25 protein-coding genes and 1 tRNA gene are annotated in these 23,764 nt (G+C 67.7%); 12 read left to right on the forward strand and 14 right to left on the reverse strand.

The features are described from left to right. Positions 1-9: 9 nt before the first annotated feature. The 5 genes from ACFYTS_RS10010 to ACFYTS_RS10030 all read right to left on the reverse strand — a co-directional run bounded on the left by ACFYTS_RS10010 (position 10) and on the right by ACFYTS_RS10030 (position 3,788). Positions 10-420 carry a hypothetical protein gene (locus tag ACFYTS_RS10010; RefSeq protein ID WP_357280321.1) on the reverse strand — a complete coding sequence of 137 codons (411 nt, stop codon included), beginning with the start codon at positions 418-420 and terminating at the stop codon, positions 10-12. 205 nt (positions 421-625) lie between these two features. Further along, positions 626-1,471, reverse strand: a complete 846-nt coding sequence (locus ACFYTS_RS10015) for a 3-hydroxybutyryl-CoA dehydrogenase (protein WP_357091916.1) — start codon at positions 1,469-1,471, stop codon at positions 626-628. Between the two features lie 106 nt (positions 1,472-1,577). Next, positions 1,578-2,258 carry a hypothetical protein gene (locus ACFYTS_RS10020; RefSeq protein WP_357280319.1) on the reverse strand — a complete coding sequence of 227 codons (681 nt, stop codon included), beginning with the start codon at positions 2,256-2,258 and terminating at the stop codon, positions 1,578-1,580. A gap of 9 nt (positions 2,259-2,267) precedes the next feature. Beyond that, entirely contained in the window at positions 2,268-3,089 is an 822-nt protein-coding gene (locus ACFYTS_RS10025) for an SGNH/GDSL hydrolase family protein (RefSeq protein WP_357280316.1), read from the reverse strand. A gap of 24 nt (positions 3,090-3,113) precedes the next feature. Then, a complete protein-coding gene (locus ACFYTS_RS10030) occupies positions 3,114-3,788 on the reverse strand; it encodes a hypothetical protein (protein WP_387302598.1) in 675 nt (224 codons plus the stop codon). A 71-nt stretch (positions 3,789-3,859) separates the two neighbouring features. Here ACFYTS_RS10030 and ACFYTS_RS10035 point away from each other — a divergent pair, with 71 nt between their 5' ends. Both ACFYTS_RS10035 and ACFYTS_RS10040 read left to right on the forward strand, forming a co-directional pair. Beyond that, the gene (locus ACFYTS_RS10035) at positions 3,860-4,375 is read left to right on the forward strand and encodes a MarR family winged helix-turn-helix transcriptional regulator (protein WP_357280311.1); all 516 of its coding nucleotides are present in this window, start codon (positions 3,860-3,862) and stop codon (positions 4,373-4,375) included. Between the two features lie 179 nt (positions 4,376-4,554). Further along, the gene (locus tag ACFYTS_RS10040; protein WP_387302601.1) at positions 4,555-6,699 is read left to right on the forward strand and encodes a LuxR C-terminal-related transcriptional regulator; all 2,145 of its coding nucleotides are present in this window, start codon (positions 4,555-4,557) and stop codon (positions 6,697-6,699) included. Positions 6,700-6,714: 15 nt separating this feature from the next. Here the strand turns inward: ACFYTS_RS10040 and ACFYTS_RS10045 are convergent, their stop codons facing one another. Together ACFYTS_RS10045 and ACFYTS_RS10050 are read right to left on the reverse strand one after the other, a co-directional pair. Further along, entirely contained in the window at positions 6,715-7,086 is a 372-nt protein-coding gene (locus ACFYTS_RS10045; RefSeq protein WP_357280305.1) for a hypothetical protein, read from the reverse strand. Between the two features lie 73 nt (positions 7,087-7,159). Beyond that, positions 7,160-7,510 (reverse strand): YbaB/EbfC family nucleoid-associated protein, encoded by a 351-nt coding sequence (locus ACFYTS_RS10050; RefSeq protein ID WP_387302603.1) that lies wholly within the window; start codon positions 7,508-7,510, stop codon positions 7,160-7,162. Positions 7,511-7,688: 178 nt separating this feature from the next. Between ACFYTS_RS10050 and ACFYTS_RS10055 the strand changes: the two genes are divergently transcribed. The 3 genes from ACFYTS_RS10055 to ACFYTS_RS10065 are packed head-to-tail and all read left to right on the forward strand — an operon-like array spanning position 7,689 to position 9,723. After that, positions 7,689-7,982, forward strand: a complete 294-nt coding sequence (locus tag ACFYTS_RS10055) for a hypothetical protein (RefSeq protein ID WP_357280300.1) — start codon at positions 7,689-7,691, stop codon at positions 7,980-7,982. Then, positions 7,979-9,205, forward strand: coding sequence for a DUF6973 domain-containing protein (locus tag ACFYTS_RS10060; protein WP_387302605.1), 1,227 nt, complete (start codon positions 7,979-7,981; stop codon positions 9,203-9,205). Before ACFYTS_RS10055 ends, ACFYTS_RS10060 begins: the two co-directional genes overlap by 4 nt. 11 nt (positions 9,206-9,216) lie before the next feature. Continuing rightward, entirely contained in the window at positions 9,217-9,723 is a 507-nt protein-coding gene (locus tag ACFYTS_RS10065) for a hypothetical protein (RefSeq protein ID WP_387302607.1), read from the forward strand. Here ACFYTS_RS10065 and ACFYTS_RS10070 read toward each other — a convergent pair whose 3' ends face one another. Further along, positions 9,724-9,849, reverse strand: coding sequence for a hypothetical protein (locus tag ACFYTS_RS10070; RefSeq protein WP_387302609.1), 126 nt, complete (start codon positions 9,847-9,849; stop codon positions 9,724-9,726). A 13-nt stretch (positions 9,850-9,862) separates the two neighbouring features. On the opposite strand from ACFYTS_RS10070, the gene ACFYTS_RS10075 reads away from it, so the two are divergent. Both ACFYTS_RS10075 and ACFYTS_RS10080 read left to right on the forward strand, forming a co-directional pair. Further along, entirely contained in the window at positions 9,863-10,372 is a 510-nt protein-coding gene (locus tag ACFYTS_RS10075) for a hypothetical protein (protein ID WP_387302611.1), read from the forward strand. 308 nt (positions 10,373-10,680) lie between these two features. Next, entirely contained in the window at positions 10,681-11,355 is a 675-nt protein-coding gene (locus ACFYTS_RS10080; RefSeq protein ID WP_387302889.1) for a biosynthetic peptidoglycan transglycosylase, read from the forward strand. A gap of 163 nt (positions 11,356-11,518) precedes the next feature. On the opposite strand, the gene ACFYTS_RS10085 is transcribed toward ACFYTS_RS10080, so the two are convergent. The 4 genes from ACFYTS_RS10085 to ACFYTS_RS10100 form a co-directional block, all read right to left on the reverse strand. After that, positions 11,519-12,229, reverse strand: coding sequence for a histidine phosphatase family protein (locus ACFYTS_RS10085; protein WP_357280289.1), 711 nt, complete (start codon positions 12,227-12,229; stop codon positions 11,519-11,521). 812 nt (positions 12,230-13,041) lie between these two features. Continuing rightward, positions 13,042-13,115, reverse strand: a tRNA-Leu gene (locus ACFYTS_RS10090). Between the two features lie 99 nt (positions 13,116-13,214). Then, on the reverse strand, positions 13,215-14,468 hold the full coding sequence (gene fmdA / locus ACFYTS_RS10095) for a formamidase (RefSeq protein WP_357280249.1): 1,254 nt from the start codon (positions 14,466-14,468) through the stop codon (positions 13,215-13,217). 21 nt (positions 14,469-14,489) lie between these two features. Next, positions 14,490-14,768, reverse strand: coding sequence for an FmdB family zinc ribbon protein (locus ACFYTS_RS10100; protein ID WP_387302613.1), 279 nt, complete (start codon positions 14,766-14,768; stop codon positions 14,490-14,492). A 255-nt stretch (positions 14,769-15,023) separates the two neighbouring features. Here ACFYTS_RS10100 and ACFYTS_RS10105 point away from each other — a divergent pair, with 255 nt between their 5' ends. Together ACFYTS_RS10105 and ACFYTS_RS10110 are read left to right on the forward strand one after the other, a co-directional pair. Beyond that, complete coding sequence (locus tag ACFYTS_RS10105) at positions 15,024-16,706, forward strand: purine-cytosine permease family protein (RefSeq protein ID WP_387302615.1); 1,683 nt, start codon at positions 15,024-15,026, stop codon at positions 16,704-16,706. Between the two features lie 160 nt (positions 16,707-16,866). Next, positions 16,867-17,307 carry a MarR family transcriptional regulator gene (locus tag ACFYTS_RS10110; RefSeq protein ID WP_357280244.1) on the forward strand — a complete coding sequence of 147 codons (441 nt, stop codon included), beginning with the start codon at positions 16,867-16,869 and terminating at the stop codon, positions 17,305-17,307. Positions 17,308-17,355: 48 nt separating this feature from the next. On the opposite strand, the gene ACFYTS_RS10115 is transcribed toward ACFYTS_RS10110, so the two are convergent. Both ACFYTS_RS10115 and ACFYTS_RS10120 read right to left on the reverse strand, forming a co-directional pair. Beyond that, positions 17,356-18,201, reverse strand: coding sequence for a universal stress protein (locus tag ACFYTS_RS10115; RefSeq protein WP_357280242.1), 846 nt, complete (start codon positions 18,199-18,201; stop codon positions 17,356-17,358). 110 nt (positions 18,202-18,311) lie between these two features. Further along, positions 18,312-18,917 (reverse strand): TetR/AcrR family transcriptional regulator C-terminal ligand-binding domain-containing protein, encoded by a 606-nt coding sequence (locus tag ACFYTS_RS10120; protein WP_387302617.1) that lies wholly within the window; start codon positions 18,915-18,917, stop codon positions 18,312-18,314. Positions 18,918-19,011: 94 nt separating this feature from the next. On the opposite strand from ACFYTS_RS10120, the gene ACFYTS_RS10125 reads away from it, so the two are divergent. The 3 genes from ACFYTS_RS10125 to ACFYTS_RS10135 all read left to right on the forward strand — a co-directional run bounded on the left by ACFYTS_RS10125 (position 19,012) and on the right by ACFYTS_RS10135 (position 23,521). Next, the gene (locus ACFYTS_RS10125) at positions 19,012-20,064 is read left to right on the forward strand and encodes an alpha/beta hydrolase family protein (RefSeq protein ID WP_387302619.1); all 1,053 of its coding nucleotides are present in this window, start codon (positions 19,012-19,014) and stop codon (positions 20,062-20,064) included. 138 nt (positions 20,065-20,202) lie between these two features. Continuing rightward, the gene (locus ACFYTS_RS10130) at positions 20,203-21,138 is read left to right on the forward strand and encodes a hypothetical protein (RefSeq protein ID WP_387302621.1); all 936 of its coding nucleotides are present in this window, start codon (positions 20,203-20,205) and stop codon (positions 21,136-21,138) included. Between the two features lie 229 nt (positions 21,139-21,367). Then, positions 21,368-23,521, forward strand: a complete 2,154-nt coding sequence (locus ACFYTS_RS10135) for an ArnT family glycosyltransferase (RefSeq protein WP_387302623.1) — start codon at positions 21,368-21,370, stop codon at positions 23,519-23,521. Positions 23,522-23,764 lie beyond the last annotated feature (243 nt).

Consider the following 23,764-nt stretch of genomic DNA (forward strand, 5'->3'; position numbering starts at 1 on the left):
CGGTCTCGCTCAGCCGAGGTGTTCGATCCGCTTCTTGGTGGTGTTGACCGGCGAATTCAGCGTCAGGTCCAGCACGGTGACCGTCACGTCGGTGAGTGCCCCGGACTGGAATTTGGCCGATTCCCCGAACAGCTGCACCGGATTGACCGTGACGGTGGCCTGCTGCGGCTGCCCGGCGCACACGACCGGTGCGAGCGTGCTGCCATTGACCCCAGACCCCAGATAGGGCGTCGCCCGCACGGTCACCGACAGCGCGGCGGCCGGTCCGGTGCACAAGTACGAAATCGTGATCACGGCATTGCCATTGGTCTCTCGCGCGCTGTCGACGGCCAGCGCGGGAATGGCCTGCGCGTTACCGGCGGCCAGGGTGACGGCGGCGGCGAAGGCGCCGAGGGCGGTGACGAGGCTGCGTGCGTGCACGGTTGTGTCCTTGCTGTTCCGGAACCGATTCACTGTTTCCTGCACCAGATTTCAGGAGGTCAGCGGCGCATCGCGGGTCAGGGTAGTGCATAACAAACCAACCATGCTGGACAATTGACAAGTTCGTGACCGTAAATCGTTCGCCCGCAGCCGGACACGAATCGGCCGCCCGCACTTCGGGTACGGGCGGCCGAATTCGGGCGAATCAGTAGGTGTAGAAACCGCGACCGGTCTTGCGGCCCAGGTAGCCCGCGTCGACCATGCGGCGCAGCAGCACCGGCGGCGCGTACTGCGGCTCACCGAACTCGGCGAACAGCGACTCGGCGACCGCGAGAGTGACGTCCAAGCCGACGGTGTCGCACAGGCGCAGCGGGCCCATCGGGTGGGCGCAGCCGCTGACCATGCCCTCGTCGATGTCCTCGGCGCTGGCGAAGCCGGTCTCGAACATGCGGATAGCGCTGCACAGGTACGGGATCAGCAGGGCGTTGACGATGAAGCCCGCCTGGTCCTTGGACTCGATGGTGCGCTTGCCCAGGACGTCGCGGGCGTAGCCGGTGACCTTGTCGACCACGGCGCGGTCGGTCTTGAGGGTGACCACGATCTCGACCAGCGGCAGCACCGGCACCGGGTTGAAGAAGTGGACGCCGACCACGCGCTCCGGGTGGGCGGTGGCGTTGGCCAGCCGGATCACCGGGATGGAGGAGGTGTTGGTGGCCAGGATGGTCTCGGGGGAGACGATGCCGTCGAGCTTGGTGAAGAAGTCGGCCTTGAGCGACTCGATCTCCGGCGCGGCCTCGATCACCAGCTCCCGATCGGCGAAATCGTCGATCGAGGTGGTCAGGGCGATGCGGGCGCGGGCCTCGTCGGCCGCGGCCTGCTCGAGCCGCCCGGACTTCACCGCGCGCGCCAGCGACTTCTCGATCCGCTCCACCGCGGCGTCCGCCGCCTGGGTGTCGCGCTCCAGGATCAGGACCGACCCGCCCGCGCGGGCCGCCACCTCGGCGATACCGGCACCCATGGTGCCGCCACCGATCACGCCAATGCGTTCCACGAAATCTCCTTGTACTCGAGTTACTCGGGCACCATCTTCCTGGACCGCCCGCACCCACTCTCAGCTGGGCGGACATTGTGAGGTACACCGCACACCCCGCCCGTCGTCAGAGCGGAGCGGTGATGGTGGTGAAGTACTGGACCGCCGCCAGGACCGCCACGGGCGCGGTCACCAGCAATTGGCCGGCGATGGTGCCCAGCGTCCCGATCGCGACCACACCGCCCAAACACCCGACCACCGCGCCGGGCAGGAACGGGCCGAAGAGTCCGACGATGGTGGCCGCGGCGACCGTGGCCCCGACCGCCGCGCCCAGCACGCAACCGACCGCCGCCCCGCCCACACCGCCGACCAGGGTGCCCAGGACCGCGCCCATGCCGATGGTGCTGTTCATGCGATTCCAGGCGGCCTGCTCGCGTTGATAGGGCGTCTGGAATCCGGCGGAGTCCTCGAACGGCAGCGCGACCGGAGCGTAGACGGCGTGGGCGGGATCGAGGTCGGGGACCAGCGTCGCGGTCCGGTCGGTGACGGAGGCCGCGATCGGAAAGACGAAATCGTCCACCCGGAAGGACATTTCGGCTCCGGCGAGCACGGTGCCGCCGGGCGCCGCGATGGTGAGCACCCCGTCCCGCAGGGCGAGGACGCCGTCGGCCACAGTGATGACCGCGGCATCGCCGACCTGGGCGGCGGTGACCGCCACGGCGTCATCGGATGCGGCGGAAGCGGTCGGCTGGGTTGCGCACACGCCCGCGGCCAGCAGGGGAGCGAGGGCGATCATGGTCATTCGCATGGGATGCCCTCACGCCATCGCCGCGAGCGCCGACACCACGGCCCGGGCGACGGCGACCTGACCCCCGGGGGTGAGATGCACGCCGTCCGGCTCGTAGAGCCGATGACCCGAGTCGGGGCGGGTGACGGTGAGCGTGTCGATCACCGGTTCCGGCCGCTCGCGCAGCGAACGCGCGGTGTCCTCGTGATCGGCCGCGCGCCAGCTGATTCCGGCCTGCTGGAACGGCGGGAAGGTCGCGATCAGCGACTCGTCGGCGTCGGTCGGGGTGAGCCAGACCCAGCGTGCGCCGCTGAGCCGTACCCCTTCGTCGTGCAGGACGCCCAGATTGCGCGCGGTCTCCTCGGCGCTGACCACGCGTGGCCCGTCGGCGCCGAGGCGCTGTGCGTCGTTCGCGCCGAGCTGGCACAGGACCCAGTCGGGGCGTTGGAACCCGAGCGCCGCAATGCTTTTCAGGGTGTTCGTGGTGGTGGCCCCGGTGACCGCCAGATTGAGCAGGGTGATCGCGTCTCCCGGCCGTCGTAGTTCGAGCAGGTGGCGCAGGATCTCGAACCAGGACAGTCGATCGGCGGTGCTGCTCTCACCGAGCGCGACCACACGCGCGCCCGGTGCGAACGGGAGCCGGTCGACCTGGTCGGCGACCGCGTCCTCGGTCAGCAGATCCGCCGCCGCGGCTCGCGCTTGCGTCGTGAATTCCTCGCGCAGCGACCGATATTCGTCGGAATCGAGGCCGAACAGCGCGGCGACGTGGGTGTCGTCGATGCCGTTCAGATAGGGGAGCGACAGTTCGGGCCGCTGGAACCGCACCAGTTTGGTGATCATCGGGGTGGTCATTCGGGTTTCTCCTGAAGGTGTGAATTACGAACGGGGAAGCAGGAATCCGGCGGCGATCAACCAGGCCATGCCGGTGAAGCGCGCGATCGGCAGCAGGAAGGCCGCCGCGGTGACGGCGAGCGCGGCGGTGGTGCACAGGGCGATCACCGCGATCACCAGGCCCGCGCTGATCAGCCAGGGGGTGAGCAGCTGTCGCGGCAGGGCGCTCAGCGCGATTCCCGCGATGAGCAGGCCGGTGGCCATCACATTGGCCGGGCCGCCGCACAGGAACGCGAGCGTGTGCAACCCCCGGACCAGGGCCGGATCGCTCACCACCTCGGGCACGGTGAGCGCCCAGCTGACGAGTCCGGAGCAGATCAGGAAGACGACCGCGAGGGCGCCGCCGATCGCGGCGAGCGCGGGCCCGAAACCGTTGGCGACCCGCCGCAGCCGAGCCGCGGCCGCCGCCGTGTAGAGGGTCAGCGGGATGGCGCTCGCGTACTGCAGTACCGCGCCGGTGCGTACGGCAGAGGGGCGGTCGCGAAAGTAGGCGAGCGCGTCCCCGGCATCCCCGAAGGGTGATGGGAATGGGCTTCCACCTGCGCGGATGGTGCTGATGGCGAGTCCGGCGACGAACAGTCCGGCGACGGCGACGCCGAGGCCGCCCAGAGGCGGTTCGAGTGCCGCGGGCTTGTGGAGTGCGTGGGATTCGGCAGACATGACGGAGATTCCGTTCTCTTGCATGAATCATTCTCTGCTGTGAACGATTGCCTGCCGTGTACGATAACGCCATGGCCGAAGCGAAGCAAGAGGAAACCGGGCGAGCGCAGCCGACCCGCCCCATGCGCGCGGTCGCCTTCCAGCTCGCTCAACTGGGCGCCCAGGCCACGCAACGGTTCTCGGAGCGCATCGCCGAAATCGGGCTCACCCCACCGGAAGTCGGCATCCTGCGCATGATCGCCGCGGAGCCGGGCCGCAGTCAGCGTTCACTCGCCGCCGAACTCGGCGTGGTCCCCAGCCGGGTGGTCGCCCTCATCGACCCCCTCGACACCAAGGGCCTGATCGAACGCCGCCGCAGCCCCGCCGACCGCCGCAACCACGAACTGCACCTCACGCCGGCGGCGGGAGAACTCCTCGCCCAGCTCGGCGCGATCGCCTTCGCGCACGAACGCGAACAGACCGCAGCACTGTCGGACGACGAATACCGGCAGCTCGCCGATCTGCTGAATCGTCTGGTCGCCGCCCGCGGCCTGACGCCGGGCGTGCACCCCGGCTACGCGTCCCCGGAATCGGCGCCCGGGAACTGATCCGGCGCCGAACCGGACAACCTATCCCACCCGCGGTGCACGGGGACACCGGCAAGTTTCTGCCAGGTCCGTGCCGGTGAAATCAGGGGCACTGTCGAGGCGCGGGCCTCGGGAACCGGTCCTAGACTGCGGCTTCGGGGGACGACTGCCGGATTTCGATCGGATGGGATGCCTTCGCGATGCCTGACAGCTACAGAATCCCCGCGCTACTCGAGCGGAAAGGCCAGGTCGACGAGGTTCGGCGGCTCATCGCGGACCCTCGGGTCCGGGTACTGACGGTGACCGGGATCGCGGGGGTGGGTAAGAGCCGACTGGCCGCCGAAGCCGTGCAGGATGGAACATCGCGGATGGTCGCGGTGGATCTGGGCGAGTCGGCGGATACGCGCGGGGTGTGGTCCGCGATCGAGGCCGAATCCGAAGCCGTGCCTTCGATTCTGTTCCTGGACAACTGTGATCGCCTCGTTCGCGCGCTCGCGGACGAGCTTCCGGCGCTGTTGCACCGCTGCCCCGGCCTGACCGTCGTCACCACCAGCCGCCGGGCCTTCGGGCTCTACCAGGAATGCCTGTTCCAGGTGCATCCGCTGCCCACGACGACCACCCCGGACATCGAGACGCCGAGCCCGGCAGCGCGGTTGCTGCTCGACAGCATCGAAACCCGTTTCCGGGGAGCCACATCCGCGGACCTCGCGATCGTGGAGGAGATCGCGGCGGCGCTCGGCGGCGTGCCGCTCGCCCTGGAACTGGCCGCGGCCGCCATCGCGCGGTTCGGGGCCGAGCGGACGCTGCGGCGCATCGAATCCGGCCAGCCGCTGCCGCCGTCGCCGTTCGTCGACACGCCTGCCCGGCATCGCACCATCCGCGATTGCCTGGAGTGGGGGACAAGCGATCTCGACCCGCTGTCCACCGACCTGCTGCTGCAGATCGCCACCTCCGACGTGCTCACCGATCTGGAGGAAGTGCTGTTGCTGCTGTGCGGTCAGCAGCGTGACGCCATCGTGGATCGGCTCGCGGACCTGGTCAACCGCAGCCTGCTCGACCACGCGGTCGCCGACAACGGGCACTACACCTACGCCATGTCCGGGTTCACGCGCACCTGTCTGCGGCAGTTGCTCTTCGCGGACCCCGAACGCGCACTGCGGATTCGAGCCATGCGCGCGGCGGGTATGAGTCAGCTCGCCGCCCGTATCGCGCGCATGCTCGACGACCCGGCCCGTCGCCCCGCCGCGGTCCAGCTCGCCGAACGCTGGCACGACGATCTGGTCGCGACCATCGACTACTTCACGATCCGGGGCGAGGCGGCCCGCGCGGTGCGCATGCTGCGCGAACTCGAGGACGTCTGGATCGAGCGGCGCGCGTTCACCTGGGCGGAGGCGACGCTCATCCGGCTGTCGAGGACCGCGGATCCGACCGCGGCCGCGCTGGGCCGGGAACTACTGGGCCACTGGGCTTTACGATCCGGCCGCTTCGCGGACGCCGTCGGTCTGCTGACCTCGGCCGTGGAGCCGACCGGTTCGGCAGTCTGGCGACTAGCCGTGGCCTGCTACGAAATGGGGGATACGCGGCGGGCCCGAACCTTGATCGACAGCGCCCCACCGGCCTCCGCCCGTACACCCCGCGAACGCGAGGTCGGCGCACTGGTCGAAGCGCTGGTCCATTTCGATCCTTCCCACGATGGCGAAGGCGACTGGCAGACCCTGCGCGACCGTATCGCCGCCCTGCCTCACCGCCGCGACCGCCTCGGCCTCCTCGCCATCCTCGGCCGCACCCTCCTGCGCGCCGGCGCCCCTCATCACGCCCACGAGGTCTTCCGCCTCGCCCTGCGCACCCCCGACCCGGCCCGCAACGCCGTCGAGATGGTCGTCGCCCTCGAGGGCTGTGCTCGCGCCTATCACGCAGCGGGCGAACACTATTCCGACCACGTACCCCGGCTGTCCGCCGCGGCCCGCTGGATCCGCGACGCCTACGCCCTACCGCAACTGACCGACCACGTGGACATCCCCGATTCCACCCTCGACAGCCATGACCCCGCGATCTCCACCGTCGGCTCCGTCCTCGACATCGACGAGGCCGTCGCCTACGCCCTCTCCACCCCGCCCCTCCCCGCCGAACTCCCCGATTCCCCCGTCTCCCGCCTGACGAAACGCCAACTGGAAATCGCCCGCCTGGTCACCGAGGGCATGACCAACCGCATGATCGCCAGCCGCCTCGGCATCGCCGAATGGACAGTGGTCAACCACCTCCGCCAGGTCATGACCAAACTCGACTGCCCGTCCCGCCTGCATGTCGCCCTCGTGATCAAACAACAGGCCCAGCAAACCGCCTGAGGCCGGGCTGTCGGATCAGCTGGGGTGTGGCGCACCACCGAAGTCGAACGCGATGAACAGCAGGGCCAGGGGAAGGGTGACGATCGCGAACGCCATGGTCGCGGGAACGGCGGCAGCCCGCGTGTGCCGATACCGTGACCCCATCACCCCGATCGCGATGATCGCGGCGAACGTCGCGATCCAACTGGCCCAATAGCCGACCGAACCCACCCCATACTCGACCGGCCCGTCCTGCGTGACGGTAGCGGGCCGGTGGGGGTCGGTGATCCCCACACTGCGCTGAAACACGATGATCGCGCACGGGTACAGGAAACCCATTACCGCCCCGACGATTCCACCCGCAACGCCCCCGGCCGCTTCCAGCGCGGCCCCACGCTTCCTATCCATGCGAGGAACTCTCGCCGCCCCGGCTTGCCGAATCCTTAACACCCACAAGGGTTCTACGGAGCGCCGTTATTCATCAGCGCGTGTTGCTCCAGAGCCTGACCGGCTGCACATCGTCCGGATCGGCCCACTCGGGTTGCGGCGGCGCGGCCGGAGCAGCGTTCTTCTTCTCGTTTCGAAGGAACTGTTCGTACACCTTGTGTGCCTGCGTTTCCGCATCGGCGCGCGCCGCCCGGTACTGCTCGATGATGGTCCGCTCGAGCTGCTGGGTCCCCTCGGCGGCGGCGTGCGGCGCCAGCCTGATCTGGGTGATCTGCCCGTAGGCATCCACCTCGATCGCCATGCTTCGGTCCGCGGCGCGAGCCTGGGCTCGGACCACCCCGATGGCCTCATCGATCTTCTCGGCCCGCGCGCGACGCTGGTCCACGTGCTCCGCACCCCTTCATCCGGATCGTCCATGCCGGGATGCCTCCCCCCGACTGGTCGACACTGTACCGACACCGCGCGCCCAATTGTTCGCAGTACATACCGACCGCTACTGTTAGCGATGCTATTGCCAGTGCTGGGGGATTCATGAAGCGAAAGCTGTTGGTGGGACGGTAGACATGGTTGCCTTCGATCCCGAAAAGTTGCGCGCGCTCGCCACCGATACCCGCACCCATGCCGGTGCGATCGGCAAGCTGAGCCCGATCGGCGAGCACAACCGTGACGCCGCTCCCGGCGCGATGCCGTTCTCCGCCTTCGCGAACAACGTCGGGTTGGTACTCGAGGCGATGGATCGAGTGGTGGCGCTCCATCAAGGCAGGCTTGACCAGTTCGCGAATCTGACCGATAACGCGGCCGGCACAGTCGATGGGATGGAAGAGGCGAATGTGGCCGGCTTCAAGGGGATCAAGTGAGCGGTGACAAGATCACCATCTCCACCGTGCTCGGGTGGAAGCTCGATTCGGCACGCTTCGCCGGCGCGGACGCGATGAACGCCGGTATCACCGTCGAGGCCGAATCCCTCAATGCCGACAAGGCGATTCAGGGTTCCGACTCCTACTTCGGCGAGGCCGCCGGTAGCGCCGCCCGCACCATGTCGACCAAGTTGAAGAACGAGGCGGTCACCACCGGTGACGTGCTCGATGCCATCCATAAGCAGATCGACACCACGACTGCCGCACTGCAATCGGATATCAAGAGTTTGCAGTCGGCTGTCGATGACGTCGAAGACTCGGAGTACAACCTCTTCTACGACGACGAGACCGGCGACGTGAAGTCATACGACTCGAACTGGGAGACCATCAAGAAGCACTGGGGCAACCCGGCTTCCGTCGCCTGGAAGACCGCCGAATGCCTCAGCTTGGGTGCGAGTCTCAAGCAGGCGTTCTGGGATGTGCAGGCAACCGACAAGATCGGCGCGCGCGACCTGGCCACGCAACTCGAGCACGTGTCCGATGATGTCAAGCTGGTGCTGGCCGGTATTCCGGGGGATGCCACGCTCAGCGATATTCTCCAGAAATACCAGGTGGACGCGACGAAGTCCGAGATCGTTGTGTGGCCCGACTCGACCCTGCTGAACCTGATCAGGATGTCCAAGCCCGACATGCAGCCGGTAGAGATGACGGTCGAGGAAAAAGCGGCGCTGGATGAGCTCTGCAACCCGCTCTACGGCGGCGATCCGCGGAAATACCTGAAGTTCAACGACATCAAGGACGAGGCGGAAGAGTTCGGGAAGAACAACAAGTACACCGCGGCATATGACGGCTCGAAGGACGACGGTCATGGGGACGCGGCCCGGCACGCCTACTGGAATGCACGGATGACACAGGAGTTCGGTTCTGACTGGGCGCAGAAGTACGCCAGCGCCCATGAAGGCGTCGGCGGAAACGGTCCACAACGAGAGGCGATGGACCTCAAGAACAATGAACTCGGCCGTCAGATCGGTCTCGCGAATATGGGCGCATCGAAGGACGATCTGAAAACAGCGGTCATCGCCGCGGTCGACCACGGCGACGCCATCGTCATCCACAGCCCCAACGGGGACAATGCTCCCGCCCAGATCGCCTGGAGTAATACGGTTCCCTGGAACGAGATATCAAGTCCTCCGGCCATCGATATCCCACTTCCCGGAAAGTGAGTGCGAGGTAATTGAGACCAGCCCTGATCGTTGCCGGACTGCTCGCGGTTCCACTGCTGGCCAGTTGTGCCGCCAAGCACCAGTCCTACGCGGAGAGGTGTCCATCCGAAATCCGCCTCAGCCAGGAGCCACAGCCGCTCGGCTCGAGCAAGGCACTGACAGAGGCGATCAGAACGGCCGGGGGCGGGCAGCAAGCCGTCAGCCTCGGTGAGGTCACGCGCTCGGCCGGCTGGTCCGATGACTGGGACGCGGTGATCGATGCTTCTGCGGCTCATGACGATGACCTGATGAACAAGTGGGCAGAGACCCCACCAGGTACTTGCTGGGCGGGTCTACCACCCAGGATCGGTGCTTCCGATCCGGTGCCTTCCGGGTACTACGTCTTCCTCAAAGACCGGCACGTGGTGCAGTCCGTGGTGTGGGATACCGGGCACAAACCCGTGGAATTCGGTTCCGTTCGGCGACTGACTCACGAATCCATGTTGAACCCCAAAGGCGGACAACTCAGAACGTACTGATCAGGTACGCAGCAGGGTGGCGAGGCGTCGGATCGCACCGTAGACACCGAGGCTGCCGAGTGCGAGCAGGTAGAAGAGGTTGATCGGCATGGTGGGCGCGAGGACGCCGGTGGCGAGGCCGCGCATGAGTGCGAGGCAAGTGAAACCAGCCACCGTAGTTGTCGGCATCCTGATGGTTCCGCTGCTGGCTGGATGTGCTGCCAAACCAACAAAGCCCGCTGCGAAAACCTGTCAATCCGAAATCCGCCTCGACCGGGAGCCGCAGCCGCTCGGCTCGAGCAAGGCGCTGACGGCGGAACTCGAAACCGCCGGGCGAGGGCATCAAGCCATCAGCCTCGGCGAGGTCACTCACGCGGCAGGTTGGTCCGATGACTGGGACACGATGATCGAGGCCGCCGAAGCCTACAACGATGACTGGATGAACAAGACCGCGCAAACCCCGGCGGGCACCTGCTGGAAGGGGCTACCGCCCCGTATCAATTCCGATAATCCGGCGCCTTCCGGGTATTACGTCTTCCTCAAAGACCGGCAGGTGGTGCAGTCCGTGGTGTGGCACACCGGCGACATGCCCCTGCTGCTCCGTCCCAGCGAGCGGCTGACTCACGAAACCATGCTGAACGCCAAGGGCGGAGGACTCGCAACCTACTGAGGCCCTCACCGACGCCACGCTTCATCGAAAACTGTTGCGCCCGAGAGGGCGTCGGCGGAAGCGGTCCGCAGCGAGAGGCAGTGGACCTCGGGGACAATGCTCCCGCCCAGATCACGAATCCATGCTGAACCCCAAAGGCGGACAACTCAGAACCTACTGAGCGGCCAGGAGGCTGATGCCATCCGCGCAGAATCTTCACATTCGGCGCAAAGCAACTCCACCCGCGATGCTTAGGGTCACTGGTTATGGAATCCAGTAAGCCTCGGCGCCGTCACCGGCTGCGTCGGCTGGGGAAAGTGCTCTTGGTCGTGTTGTTGGTGCTCGGGGTTGTGGTGGCTGCCGGGTGGGCGCTCACCCCGTCGGTTGCCGACGCCGATCAGCGGGTCCGGGATCTGGCAGCGGATCGGGATTCGGCGCTGCTGTCCGATTCGGTGCCGGCGCGGTTCACGACAGCGCTGCTGGCCACCGAGGACAGTCGTTTCCATCGGCATCACGGCATCGACATCCTCGGTATGGTGCGCGGCGGCCTCGGTCTACTCGGTTCCCGGGAAAGCGGCGGGTCGACGCTGGACAAGCAGCTGATCAAGATGCTGTATTTCCACGGTGACCATCCCCTGGTGGGCGCCCCCGAACAGCTGCTGCTCGGCGTCAAGCTCGACACCACCTACTCCAAGTCCCAGATCCTCCGGATGTATGCCGACGTCACCTATTTCGGCCACGGCTTCTACGGCCTGCAGGACGCTTCCTGCGGCTACTTCGGGGTGCCGCCGGACCGATTGAGCTGGTCCCAGGCAACACTGCTGGCCGGGCTGCCGCAGGCTCCCAGCAACTACGACCCGCTGACCCGCCCGGACTTGGCGGCGAGCCGCCAGCAACACGTCGTCGACCGCCTGGTCGCGACCGGCGCCCTGACTCACGAGCTCGCAGCCGAAATCTCCCCGGCCGCATGGCATCTCACGACCACGCCGGGTTGCCACGACTGACCACCGGGCCTTCCGGCCGGGCGGCTGACGAGCTCATCATTCCGACTGCTGGGTGAAGCGGGCTTCGAAGGTGAGCAGGTCCGGGGGACCCTGGACCGAGATACAACTGCGCCCCGGTGCCATCGATTCGGGTCGGTGACATCCGGGGCGCGGAAGGGGTGAATCAGCCGAGGTCCGGGTGGCCGACCCACTCGACGATCGTCCAGCCCTTCTGCGGGTTGCCCTTGAGGACGACGCGGCCGCCGTTGCGCATCGGATCGGTGCCGAGTTTGCTCTTGTCGGCGTTGCTCGCGTTCATCATGGCCCAGAACATGATGGTGCCGCCGTGCGAGAAGATCACCGGGTTGGCGCAGTTGCGGCGCTGCACCTCGACCAGTGCCTGATCGACGCGGCCGTCGAACTCGTTGCCGTCGATGGAGCCTGGAATCCGTGCGTTCAGGTCGCCGGAGAGCCACTTGATCGGAGCCTGCAGGTACCCGGACATCGCCTGGGCCTCCGGGGTGCCCTCGTAGTCGCCTGCCTCGATCTCCCGGAAGCCGGGCTGAATGTTGAGGTTCAGGTTGCGCTTGGCGACGGTCGGCGCCGCAGTCTGCTCGGTACGCACCATGTTGGACGCGAAGGCGCAGTCGTAATTCTTGTCGGCCAGCTGGGTGGCCAGATTGTCTGCCTGCGTCCGGCCGCGCGCGGTCAGGTCGGGTCCGGGCACCTTGGTGTCGATCAGGCCGGAGGTGTTACCGAGGGACTCGGCATGGCGCACCAGGGTGACGACCATGTCACCGGCGCTGCTGCCGGCGCTGCTGCCGGAGCTTCCGAGGTCGAGACCGGCGGACGCGACGCCGGTGGTAGCGGTTGTGGCCGCGACCGCGGTCGCCATCACCGCAATGGACCATCGAAGAGAACGGATTCGCATGGGTGGGAATGCCTTTCATCGTGGCGAACGCCACTTCAGGTATGCCGAAGAACCGGCATTTGGAGTGTCGCGTCTCACAGAAGCAGCTATCTGCCCGAATCAAATACGGGGTATCCCATTCATCGGGATCTTTCGTGCACCGGACCGCGGCAGGCGAAACCACCTTGCGAACGGCATGTCGACTCACGCGACCGGCCCACCCGGCCGTTCTCGATGCCGCCGATCCGTCAGGGACCTGGGAAGATCACTCCGTCCCGCTCAGGCGGATCATGGCTGAACCGGCTGCAGAATCCTGACCACCGCGAGCGCTGCCCCCGGGGTCTGCCGGTAGTGGAAGGCGTGTTCCTGCTCCGCCAGCTCGGGCTCATGATGGGTGCGGGCTGCGCGCTGCGGCGCGGGCGCGAGGAGCGGGTGGCGAAAAGGAGCGGGTTTCATCGTGGGCTGCGCCGAGGTGAAGTAGGCGAAGTGGTGTGTCCCGAGTCGGATAGAAGGGTTGATCACCTATGAGCAACTCGAATAGCAAGCAGCCGAGGGGGTAGATGCCGAAGGCCGCCGTAACTGCTTGTCCCAGAGACTGTTCCGGGGACATAGGGCGGAGTATCAACTGTCCGGTCGATTTGGGGTGAGCCGAGGTGCAGTGCGTGTCAGCGATCGCTGGTTATGCCCCAGCGCAAATTGTCGAACCGACACCATCCGGCCTCGGAGTTTGCCATCAGTCTCGACGGTGTTGACGCGGCAGAAGACTCGCGAACTTCGCAAACCTTGTTGTCGGTTTGTGCCCCCGGTCGGGTTCGAACCGACACTGTGCGGATTTTAAGTCCGCTGCCTCTGCCAATTGGGCTACGGGGGCGTCTGGGTCAGACTACCGAGCCGTACGTTCGTACGGGTAGCGCGGAGGGGGGTGATTCTCCCTGGGGCGCCCGGCACGAGGGCGTGCCGGGCGGGGGGGTCAACGGGTCGATCGGGGCGCTCCGATGCCGGGGTCGATCTTGGTGGGGCCGGAGGCGGTGGGGGTGATGGGGAAGTCGAAGATGGCGGTGGGGAGGTAGACGGTGGCACAGGAATTGGGGATGTCGACCACGCCCGAGAAACGGCCCTCGATGGGGGCGGCGCCCAGCAGGAGGTAGGCCTGTTCCCGGGAGTAGCCGAAGTTGGTGAGGTAGTCGATGGCGTGCAGGCAGGCTCGTTCGAACGCCAGCTGGGAATCCAGATAGCGCTGTTCGCCGTCGAGGGTGACCGAGGTGCCGGAGAAAGCCAGGTACTCGGAGTAGACGGGGCCTTCGTTGCCGGGGAGGAAGACGGCGTTCTCGGTGACGCCGTAGAGCTGCATACCGTTCTTGATGAGGTCCACGCGCAGGTCGATGAATCCGCCCATTTCGATTGCGCCGCAGAAGGTTATCTCGCCGTCACCCTGAGAGAAGTGCAGATCGCCCACGGAGAGGTTGGCGCCGGGCACGAAGACGGGATAGAAGACACGGCTGCCGCGGGTCAGGTTCTTGATGTCCTGGTTGCCGCCGTTCTCGCGGGGCGGGGCGGTGCGCGCGGCTTCGGCGGCGACCCGATCGAATTCGGTTCCGGCCAGCGCGCCGAGGATGGCGTCGCGGGGCTCGGGTGGCAGGGCGAGCGGGGGGACGCGCTCGGGATCGGTGGCGATCAGCGCGGCTTCGCGGGTGTTCCAGGCGCCCAGCAGGCCGGCTGAGGGCGCGGTGCCCATCAGGCCGGGATGCATGATGCCGGTGAACTTCACGCCGGGGATGTGGCGGGACGTGGTGGTGTGGCCGCTGAAATCCCAGATGGCCTTGTAGGCGTCGGGGAAATGCTCGGTGAGGAAGCCGCCGCCGTTGTCGGTGGGGAAGATGCCGGTGTAGCCCCAGCCTTGACCGGCCAGCGGGCCCGAATCCTCCTGCGGGATCGGGCCGATATCGAGAATGTCGACGATGAGCAGATCGCCGGGTTCCGCGCCGGTGACGGCGAACGGGCCGGACAGGCAGTGCACGGTGGTCAGCGGAGCGTCACGGACGTCGTCGGCGGAGTCGTCGTTGCGGATCGCGCCATCGAACCATTCCCGGACGTGCACACGGAATTCCGTGCCGGGTGTGACGGTGACGGCGGCCGGGATGTCGGGATGCCAGCGATTGTGGCCGACGAACTTCTGGTCGGTGAACTTCTTGCCGGAATCGAGCGGGAACAACAGTTCGGGCATGGATGGATTCCTCCTCGGGATTCAGGGACGGGGTAGCTTGCGGTGCAACGGGTTTCGGGTCACCCGGGGTCGGCTGCCGGCGGGCGGGGCGGTCACCACCGGCGGTTCGGCCGCGGTGCGGGCGGTAGCGTCGAGCAGCCGCATCGCGGGTGAGTCGCCGTGCAGCAGCGACCCGCCGCCGACCCGTCGCCGGGCCGGTTGCCCGCAGGTCGGGCACGCCGATTTCGCGGGCACTTCGGCCATGGGGTGGATGCGTTCGAAGCCGCCGCACTCGCGGCAGATGAACTCGTAAAAGGGCACGCGGCCGCTCCGTCCTCCCCGGCGCCGAGGCCGGGAATTATTTTCATTTGTATCTATTTCAGTTGAACACGATACGAAGCGGTGTGTGTCACTGCGGCGAAACCAGTGGGTTAACTGCCAGTTTCAGGATCCCTGCCCGGTATCCGGCTCGTTAATTTTCATATGGATTATATTCATCTGAAAATATCGCATCTATGGTCTGTTCTCGTTGCGGATCTGAGGCCCAACGGCCTCGACAATGAGGAGAACGACACCATGAGCACCACCCGGTGGCAGCGGTTCCAGGCGTGGGCCGCGCGCGACAATATCGAGGACTACTCGCTGCGCTACGCGCCCAAGTCTTTCCGCCGCTGGAGTCCGATGGCCTGTTCGGTCGCGGCCCTCGGCGGCATCGCCTACCTCGCGGACTACTCGATCGGGGCGTCCATCGCCGTCACGCACGGCGCGGCGAGCGCCGTCATCGCCATCCTGGTCGCGGCGGTGACCATCTTCCTGACCGGCATCCCGATCGCCTATTACGCCGCGAAGTACAACCTGGACATGGATCTGCTCACGCGCGGAGCGGGTTTCGGCTACTTCGGCTCCACGCTGACCAGCCTCATCTACGCGAGCTTCTGCTTCATCTTCTTCGCGCTGGAGGGTTCGATCATGGCGCAAGCCATGAAGCTGGCCTTTCACATCCCTTTGCCGCTCGGCTACGTGATCGGCTCACTGGTGATCATTCCCCTTGTGCTGTACGGCATGTCGGCGCTGGCGAAATTCCAGGTATGGACCCAGCCGCTGTGGCTGATCCTGTTCGCGGCGCCGCTGGTCACCATTGCCGTCGGCGATCCGTCCGGCTTCGACGGCTTCCTGTCCTGGGCCGGTGACGGCGGCACCGCACGGGTCACCGCCATCGGCGTGGGAGCCGGTGCGGGCGTAGCGCTTTCGTTGATCGCCCAGATCGGCGAACAGGTCGACTACCTGCGTTTCATGCCCGAGAAGTCGGAGACCCCCGCCTGGCGCTGGTGGTCGGCGGTACTGGCGGCGGGGCCCGGCTGGGTGGTGCTCGGCGCGGCCAAGCAGCTGTGCGGCGCGTTCCTGGCCTTCTACGTCGCCGGCCAGGTGGGCTTCGCCCGGGCCACCGAACCGATCGAGGAGTTCCTCGGTGGCTACGGCGCGCTCATTCACAACCACGCGGTCGCGCTGACCATAGCCACGATCATGGTGCTGCTGTCGCAGATCAAAATCAATGTCACCAACGCCTATTCGGGCTCGCTCTCGTGGTCGAACTTCTTCAGCCGAGTGCTGCACGTGCATCCGGGGCGGGTGGTGTGGCTGGCGCTGCACATCGCCATCGCACTGGCGCTCATGCTGGGCAATATGTTCACGGTCCTGAACACGATTCTGGGGTTCTACTCGAACGTGGCCATCGCCTGGATCGGGGCGATCGTCGCGGATCTGGTGATCAACAAGGGCATTCTGAAGATCAGCCCGCCCTTCATCGAGTTCAAGCGGGCCTACCTGTACCCGGTCAACCCGGTCGGATTCGTGTCCATGCTCGCCGGGTCGGGACTGTCGATCGTGGCCTACTTCGGTGTCTTCGGCTCGTTGCTGCAGGCCTGGTCGCCGTATCTCGCGCTCGCGGTGGCGGTGGTGCTGACGCCGCTCATCGCCCTGGCCACCGGTGGGAAATACTATCTGGCCCGGCCGAATCCGCTGCGGGAGGAGATCGAGAAGGAGCCGCTGTGGGCCGGTCAGACGCTACTGGACGTGGTGGACGGGAAGCGATACGAACTGCCGGATATGGTGCACGACTGCCCATTCCACGGCGGCCCGGTGTCTTCGCTGTCGTGCACCCTCACCAAGGGGTGTGCCGAGCAATGCCAGTCGCCGTCCTACGCGGACGCGGTGAAAACCACGGATCTCGACCTGACTCCGGCGCGGGTCTCGAGCTGACCGGCGCGGGAGTGGCGGGCGTATCGACGGTGCTTCGCCCGCCGCGCTTTCCGCGTATCGACCCGGCGCGAATCCGCGCTGCGGGCTCGTCGCGGCACGGGGAATCACCCCGTGGTACTTGCAGGTGAAAATAAATCGAATGGCGCTGTACAGTGCTGTGGTGGACGATAGCACCGCCCCGGCCGCCCTGGACGATCTCGCCCGGCTCGTGCGGCGGGCGTCACAGGAACTGGACCGGGCGATCGCGACCTGTCTGGGCGAATCGTCGGTCGGCCGTTGGCATGTGCTCGAGGCGGTGGCCGGCGGTACCGGACTGTCCATGTCACAGCTGGCCGACGCCACCCTGCTCAACGCCGCCACGCTGACCCGCCTGATCGACGCCATGATCGCCGACAACCTGGTGCTGCGGAAGGTGGACGACACCGATCGCCGCCGGGTGCTCGTCTTCCCGACCCGGCGCGGTCAACTGACCCGCAAGGTGATGGAACAGACCCTGGCCGCCAGCGGCCTCACCGAGATCGCCGCCACCGCCGCGTCCGCGACGAAAGCGCTGACGGCGCTGATCGATCGGGTCGCGGCGACCGAGCCGGCGCCGCTGTGACCTCCGTCCCGCGGGTGACCGATGCCCACGGCCGCGGGACGGTGCGGCTCACGGCGTGGGAGCGATCATGATCGGCGTTTGCACCGAGAGGAGCAGGGACTGGCTGGTGGAGCCGAAGACCTTGCTGGTGAAGCCACCTCGGCCGCGGGTGCCGACGACGAGGAGCTGGGTGCCCGAGGAGAGGGCCAGCAGGGAGCGCTCGGGGGTGTCGTGGGTGGTTTCGCGGTCGATGCGGACCGAGGGGTAGCGCTCCTGCCAACCGGCCAGGGATTCGGCGAGGACGTAGTCGTCGAGGGCGTCCATCTCGGGGTCGTCGGAGGCGCCTTCCGCGTGCAAGGCGATCACCGCGACACCGCGCGCGGCGGCCTCTTCCAGGGCGGCGTGGATGGCGGGCTCGCTGATCTTGGTGCCGTCCACGCCGACCAGAATCGGGCGGGTCGGCAGATCCACCGGTAGCGGGACGCCGTCGCGGACAACCACGAACGGGCAGTGGGCGCGGCGGGCCAGGACCGAGCTGACCGAGCCGAGCAAGGCGCGGCGCAGGGTGCCGCCGCCGCGGGCGCCGCCGACCAGCATGCGGGCCGTGTGCGTGCGCTCCAGCAGCGTCGGAACGACCGCGCCGGTGGTCAGTTCGGTGGTGACGGTGAGGCCGGGGGAGGCTTCGGAGGCCGCCTGGGCCGCGGTCTGCAGCAGCCAGGTGCCGTGCTCCTCCAGCTGGTCGTAGTCCTGGGTGGTGATCGTGGTGCCCAGGCCCAGACCCTGATCGGGGGTGATCTCCAGGACCCGCAGCAGGTGCAGCGGCGCGTGGTGCAGGGCGGCGGTGTGCGCGGCCCAGGCCACGGCGGAGCCGGCCGATTCGTCCACGGCGACGATCACGGTATCCCCGGTCGACATTGCTACGTCCTCTCCCACCGGCGAATCACACGGTGCGGCTACGGGATAGCTGAACGCTCGCTACCGACCCTACGCCGCGCCCGGACCGGAACCGGCCAGCGGCACCGCGGTCATTCCGGCGACGACGGGCCCGGCGTCGCCGACAGCCCGTTCAACACCAGGTCGACGATGCGCTCGGCGTAATCGTCGTCGAACGGTTCGCGCGTGAGCAGCTTGCGGAAATGCACTGGCGCGGTGAGGGTTTCGAGCACCAGCCAGGCGTCGGGGGCGGCCGCCAGCTCGCCGCGGTCGACGGCGCGGTCGAACATCACCCGGCCCGCCTCCAGCCGGGTGCGCCAGAACTCGGCCCGGGCCCGCGCGAACTCCGGATCGTCCTCCCCGCCGGCCATCACCCGTCCGAGCGCGGTGCCCAGCGGCGAATCCACGATCGCCATCAGCGACCGGTTGAACTCGATCAGATCCGCGCGCAGCGATCCGGTGTCGGGGACCGGCAGATTCTGCTCGCTGTGTTCGAGCAGCGCGTCGAAGACCAAGCGGTCGCGGGTCTTCCAGCGCCGATAGATCGAGGTCTCGTGCACGCCCGCGCGGGCCGCGACCGCACCGATGCTCAGTTGGTCGAAGCCGTCGGCGGCCAGCGTGTCCAGGGCGGCCGCCAGGACGGCCTCCCGCACGCGCGCGGAGCGGCCGCCGGTGCGGCGGCGAATCGGGTCGGTCACCGAATCAGATTAACGCAAGAGCTCTTGCGTTAGACCGAAGGTGGGTCTACCGTCTCAAACGCAAGTTGAATTGCGTTAACGGTAGGAGGATCGAATGGCGTTCCACTGGCAGGTCGACCCGCAGGACCTTTTCGTCGAGCGATACCCGCAGATGGTGGGCACCGGGCTGCCCGCCGCGGACGTCGACGCCACCCGCGCCGCCATCACCGCCATGTGGGCCGACGCACCCGGCGGCTGGGTCCGTGAATGGTCGGAGCTCGCTGAGCGATACGGGCGCGAGGGTGAGCACCGGCGCGCCGCGCTCGCCTACGGCTGGGCGAAATTCCCAACCCTTGCCGACCCGCTCAAGCGCACCGCGCTGACCCGGCAGGTTGATCAATACCTCCTCGCCGCAACGGATTTCGGTATCGACTTCGAGCGCATCACGATCGAGTCCCCGCATCGCGGCGACCGCGTCGAGGTCCCGGCGCACGTACTGACCCCGCCCGGCTGGTCGTCCACCGACCCGGTCCTGATCGCCTCCGGTGGCGTCGACTCCTGGAAAATGGACCTGCATGACCTGTTCGCCGACCTGGCGCTGCGCACCGGGCTGCGGGTGCTCGCCTTCGACATCCCGGGCACCGGCGAAACGACCGTGCCCCTCTCGCACGACGCCGGCTATGGCATCGTCCGCACGCTCGTCGACCGGGCGCGCGGTCTCGGCGGCGGCCGGGTCGCGCATCTGGGCATCTCCATGGGCGGCTACTACTCCGCCCGCGCCGGACTGGCCGCCGAGGTGGACGCCGCCATCGTGCTGGGCGGCCCGGTCGAGCGCTCCTTCGACGCGGACCGCACCTGGGCCTACGGTATGCGCGGAATCGTTGGCAATGCCATGGGTTTCGACGCCGAGCCCACCGATGCCGAGCTCGCGCAACGCATGTCGGCGTTCAGCCTCCGGAAGTGGATGGACCGGGACTGGAACGCGCCCATGCTGGTGCTGAACGGCGCGGACGACGTGCACATCCCGCAAGCGGACACGCTGGTCTTCGAGGGCCGGCGCGACACCGAGGTGCATCTGCTCCCCGACACCGGACATTGCGCGATCACCAAACTGCCTGAGGCGACCCGACTCATGGTCGACTGGCTGACGGGCACCGCGCACTGGTGACGGCCGCACCGCGCGGCCCTGGGTGTGGGGGCCGCCATCGCGGTGATCCGGTTCACATCGACACCTCTTGCAGATACCCCCTAGGGGTATTAACTTGATCTTCCGTAAGGCAGTGAAAGAAGTTGAGAGGACGAGGAAATGACCACCCAGGCCCACACCGGACACCACGACCACGCGGCCCACGCCGAGCACGCCGGACACACCGAGCACGCGGCTCACGCCGACCACAACGCGCATGCCGCGCATGCCGGGCACGAAGGTCACGCCGCCCATGCCGATCACGCGGCGCACACCGGGCACGCCGATCACAACGCCCACGCGGGGCACGGCGACCATGCCGCGCACGGCGGTCGCGACGCCGGAGTGCCGGGCGGCCTCCAGGTCACCCAGGACGGCTACACTCTCGATCTCGCCGAAAAGGTCTTCGTCGCAGGCGAAACCGAGTTCCGCTTCCGCATCCTCGGCCCGGACGGCGCACCCGTCACCGAGTTCGACGCCATCCACGACCAGGAACTGCACCTGATCGTCGTGCAGCGCGAGCTCACCGGCTTCTGGCACGTACACCCCGAACGGCAGGCCGACGGCACCTGGACGGTCCGCCTGAACCTTCCCGAGGCGGGCGCCTACCGCGCCTTCACCGATATCGCGCCGCGCGCCCTGGGCCGGACCATCACGCTCGGAGCGGATTTCGCCATCGCTGGCGACTACCGGCCGGGCACCGCGCCGCAGCCCGACCGCACCTTCGCCGTCGACGGCTACGAGGTCACCCTGGACGGCGATCTGGTCGCTGGGGAGGGCCGCCTGCTCACCCTCACCGTGCGCAAGGACGGCGAACCGGTCACCGACCTGCAGCCCTACCTGGCCGCCTACGGCCACCTGGTGATCCTGCGCGCCGGGGACCTGGCCTACGTCCACGTGCACCCGAACGGCGAGCCCGGCGACGGCGTCACCGCGCCCGGCCCGGACGTCACCTTCCACACCGCCGTCCCCGGCCGCGGCGCCTACCGCCTGTTCCTGGACTTCAAGCACGGCGACAAGGTCCGTACGGCCGCCTTCACCCTCCCGACGGTCTGATCCTCGAGTCCCCCAGCATGCTCGAGCCACTCCGTCACTGACAAGCACGACCGGATACCTGGAAAGGGCACCCGCCACAGCGGGTGCCCTTCCGGCTTTTCTGCCCTCCTGTCGCAGCTCAGGCCCTCACAGGGAACTCCCAGCCGTCTCGAAGCTGTGGTCAAATCCCGCGGCCTAGGCTCCGCGACGACAGAGAAATCGGGTTGGAACAGCACAGAAAGCGGGTGGCATGTCGACCATCACCGGTGTTGCGGACGATGCGGCCGTACCCAAGGACGGTGACGTGTCCCCGGCCAGTGGGCGGCCGCGCTGGGAACTAGCGGCCGCCGCCGCGCTGCTCATCGCCACGGCCGCCGTCTACCTGTGGGGACTCGGCGGAGCGGGCTGGGGCAACGGGTATTACGCCGCGGCCGTGCAGTCGGGCACCCAGAGCTGGAAGGCGCTGCTGTTCGCCTCGCTGGACCCGCAGAACTCCATCACCGTCGACAAGCCGCCCGCCGCACTGTGGGTGATGGCCTTGTCCGGCAGGATCTTCGGCTTCAACGCCTGGTCCATGTTCGTGCCGCAGGCGCTGATGGGTGTCGCGTCGGTCGCGTTGCTCATCGCCGCCGTACGGCGCTGGGCCGGACCCGCGGCCGGGCTCATCGCGGGCGCGGCGCTGGCGGTCACGCCGGTGGCGGCCATGATGTTCCGCTTCAACAACCCCGACGCCCTCATGGTGCTGCTGCTGGTGGCCGCCGCGTACTGCACGGTGCGGTCCATCGACGCACCGGGACAACGGTTCTGGTCCAGCGGCACCGGCTGGCTGGTCGGCGCGGGCGTGCTCATGGGGTTCGGCTTCCTCGCCAAGATGATGCAGGCGTTCCTGGTCCTGCCCGGCCTGGCGCTGGTGGTGCTGGTGGCCGGTGCGGGCGGATGGCTCACGCGCGTCACGCGATTGGCGTCCGCGGGCGTGGCGCTGGTGCTGTCCGCGGGCTGGTACGTGGCTCTGGTCGAACTGTGGCCCGCGAGCTCGCGGCCCTTCATCGGCGGATCCACCAGCAACAGCCTGTGGGAGCTGGCCGTCGACTACAACGGTCTCGGCCGGATCCTGGGCAACCACAACGGGGGTGGCGGCGGACCGCGCACCATGCCGTCGACTCTGCCCACGCCGTCCGCCGCGCCCACGCCGTCGGCGGCGCCGAATCCCTCCGCCCTGCCCACCCCGGGCGGCTACCCCGATCCGTCCCAGATGCGCGGCGGATTCGGGTCCCAGCCCGGCATCACCCGGCTGTTCTCCGGTGAACTGGCCACCGAGTTCTCCTGGCTGCTGCCCGCCGCGCTCATCGCCTTGATCGCCGGGTTGTGGCTGACCCGCAGGCAGCCGCGCACCGACCGTGTCCGGGCGGGCCTGCTGCTGTGGGGCGGCTGGCTGCTGGTCACCGGCATCGTGCTCAGCTACATGAGCCGCAGCTTCCACTCCTATTACTCGATGGAACTGGTCCCCGCGCTGGCCGCCGTCCTCGGCATCGGCGCGACCCAATTGTGGCAGCGCCGAACCCATCTCGCGGCGCGGGTCACCCTCGCGGTCCTGGCTCTCGCCACGGGCATCTGGTCGTTCGTGCTCCTGCACCGCACGCCCGAATGGCTGCCGTGGCTGCGCTGGACGCTCATGGCCTTGGCGGTGGTCACCGCGGCCACGCTGCTGATCGCCCCGAAACTGCCGCGGTACACCCTCGCCATCGGTGTGTTCGCGCTGCTGGCCGGGCTGCTCGGCCCCACCGCCTACACCCTCGAGACGGTGGCCGGTGTGCACCAGGGCGGCAGCCCGATCGCGGGCCCGGCCCGGAGCCAGCGCGGTGGTCTCGGCCAGAATGCCGGTGGCCCAAGCCAATACGGTGGTGGGCAGCGCGGCGGGGTCGCCGATCCGCAGATCGTCTCGCTCGTCGACGGCAGCGATGCCCGCTGGGCGGCCGCCGCGATCGGCGCGCAGGACGTCGCCACCCTCGAATTGACCACCGGCAAGGCGCTGCTCGCGATCGGCGGCTTCAGCGGCCGCGACCCGTCCCCGACGCTGGCCCAGTTCCAGCAGTACGTCGCCGACCACCAGATCGGTTACCTGCTGATCCGCCCGCGTCAGGGCAACGAGCCCGGCGGCGCCTCGAACCAGGGGCAGCCGAACAACTCCCAGCCCGGCGGCAACGCCCATGCCGGTGGTGGACACCAGCCCCGCCAGGATCAGAACGGCCAGCAGCCGGGCGGTCAGCAGTCGGGCGGTCAGCAACCCAGCGGGCAGGGCTCCGAATCCAACGGATCCACCGGCGCGGAGATCACCGCCTGGGTGAAGGCCAACTATCCGGTGACGATGGTCGGCTCGGTGGAGGTCTACAACCTCAACCCCTGACCCCCGAAACCACTGACCCCCGAAAACCACTGACCCCCGAACGCCCTCCACCTCCATACCGTTCGCATGCGCTGGTGCAGGCATCCTCCCGAAAGCCGCCCGCACCGGTGCATGCTTCTCAGTACCCGGTCGATGGAACGAAATCGCGAGCGGGACCGACCAGTTCGGTGAGACGTATTCGGTGGATGCGAAGGGCGGGGGCGACCGTGCAAAGTTACAGTGACGGGCCAGAAATGGGGCCCG

This window comes from Nocardia sp. NPDC004151, assembly GCF_042874235.1.
GTDB lineage: Bacteria > Actinomycetota > Actinomycetes > Mycobacteriales > Mycobacteriaceae > Nocardia.

What these genes read in the sequence shown, in the direction of transcription:
- ACFYTS_RS10020 (WP_357280319.1), bottom strand. Translation starts at nt 2,258, where the DNA reads ATGCGAATGACCATGATCGCCCTCGCTCCCCTGCTGGCCGCGGGCGTG.
- ACFYTS_RS10025 (WP_357280316.1), bottom strand. Translation starts at nt 3,089, where the DNA reads ATGACCACCCCGATGATCACCAAACTGGTGCGGTTCCAGCGGCCCGAA.
- ACFYTS_RS10030 (WP_387302598.1), bottom strand. Translation starts at nt 3,788, where the DNA reads ATGTCTGCCGAATCCCACGCACTCCACAAGCCCGCGGCACTCGAACCG.
- ACFYTS_RS10035 (WP_357280311.1), top strand. Translation starts at nt 3,860, where the DNA reads ATGGCCGAAGCGAAGCAAGAGGAAACCGGGCGAGCGCAGCCGACCCGC.
- ACFYTS_RS10040 (WP_387302601.1), top strand. Translation starts at nt 4,555, where the DNA reads ATGCCTGACAGCTACAGAATCCCCGCGCTACTCGAGCGGAAAGGCCAG.
- ACFYTS_RS10045 (WP_357280305.1), bottom strand. Translation starts at nt 7,086, where the DNA reads ATGGATAGGAAGCGTGGGGCCGCGCTGGAAGCGGCCGGGGGCGTTGCG.
- ACFYTS_RS10055 (WP_357280300.1), top strand. Translation starts at nt 7,689, where the DNA reads ATGGTTGCCTTCGATCCCGAAAAGTTGCGCGCGCTCGCCACCGATACC.
- ACFYTS_RS10070 (WP_387302609.1), bottom strand. Translation starts at nt 9,849, where the DNA reads ATGCGCGGCCTCGCCACCGGCGTCCTCGCGCCCACCATGCCGATCAAC.
- ACFYTS_RS10085 (WP_357280289.1), bottom strand. Translation starts at nt 12,229, where the DNA reads ATGGCGACCGCGGTCGCGGCCACAACCGCTACCACCGGCGTCGCGTCC.
- fmdA (WP_357280249.1), bottom strand. Translation starts at nt 14,468, where the DNA reads ATGCCCGAACTGTTGTTCCCGCTCGATTCCGGCAAGAAGTTCACCGAC.
- ACFYTS_RS10105 (WP_387302615.1), top strand. Translation starts at nt 15,024, where the DNA reads ATGAGCACCACCCGGTGGCAGCGGTTCCAGGCGTGGGCCGCGCGCGAC.
- ACFYTS_RS10115 (WP_357280242.1), bottom strand. Translation starts at nt 18,201, where the DNA reads ATGTCGACCGGGGATACCGTGATCGTCGCCGTGGACGAATCGGCCGGC.
- ACFYTS_RS10125 (WP_387302619.1), top strand. Translation starts at nt 19,012, where the DNA reads ATGGCGTTCCACTGGCAGGTCGACCCGCAGGACCTTTTCGTCGAGCGA.
- ACFYTS_RS10130 (WP_387302621.1), top strand. Translation starts at nt 20,203, where the DNA reads ATGACCACCCAGGCCCACACCGGACACCACGACCACGCGGCCCACGCC.
- ACFYTS_RS10135 (WP_387302623.1), top strand. Translation starts at nt 21,368, where the DNA reads ATGTCGACCATCACCGGTGTTGCGGACGATGCGGCCGTACCCAAGGAC.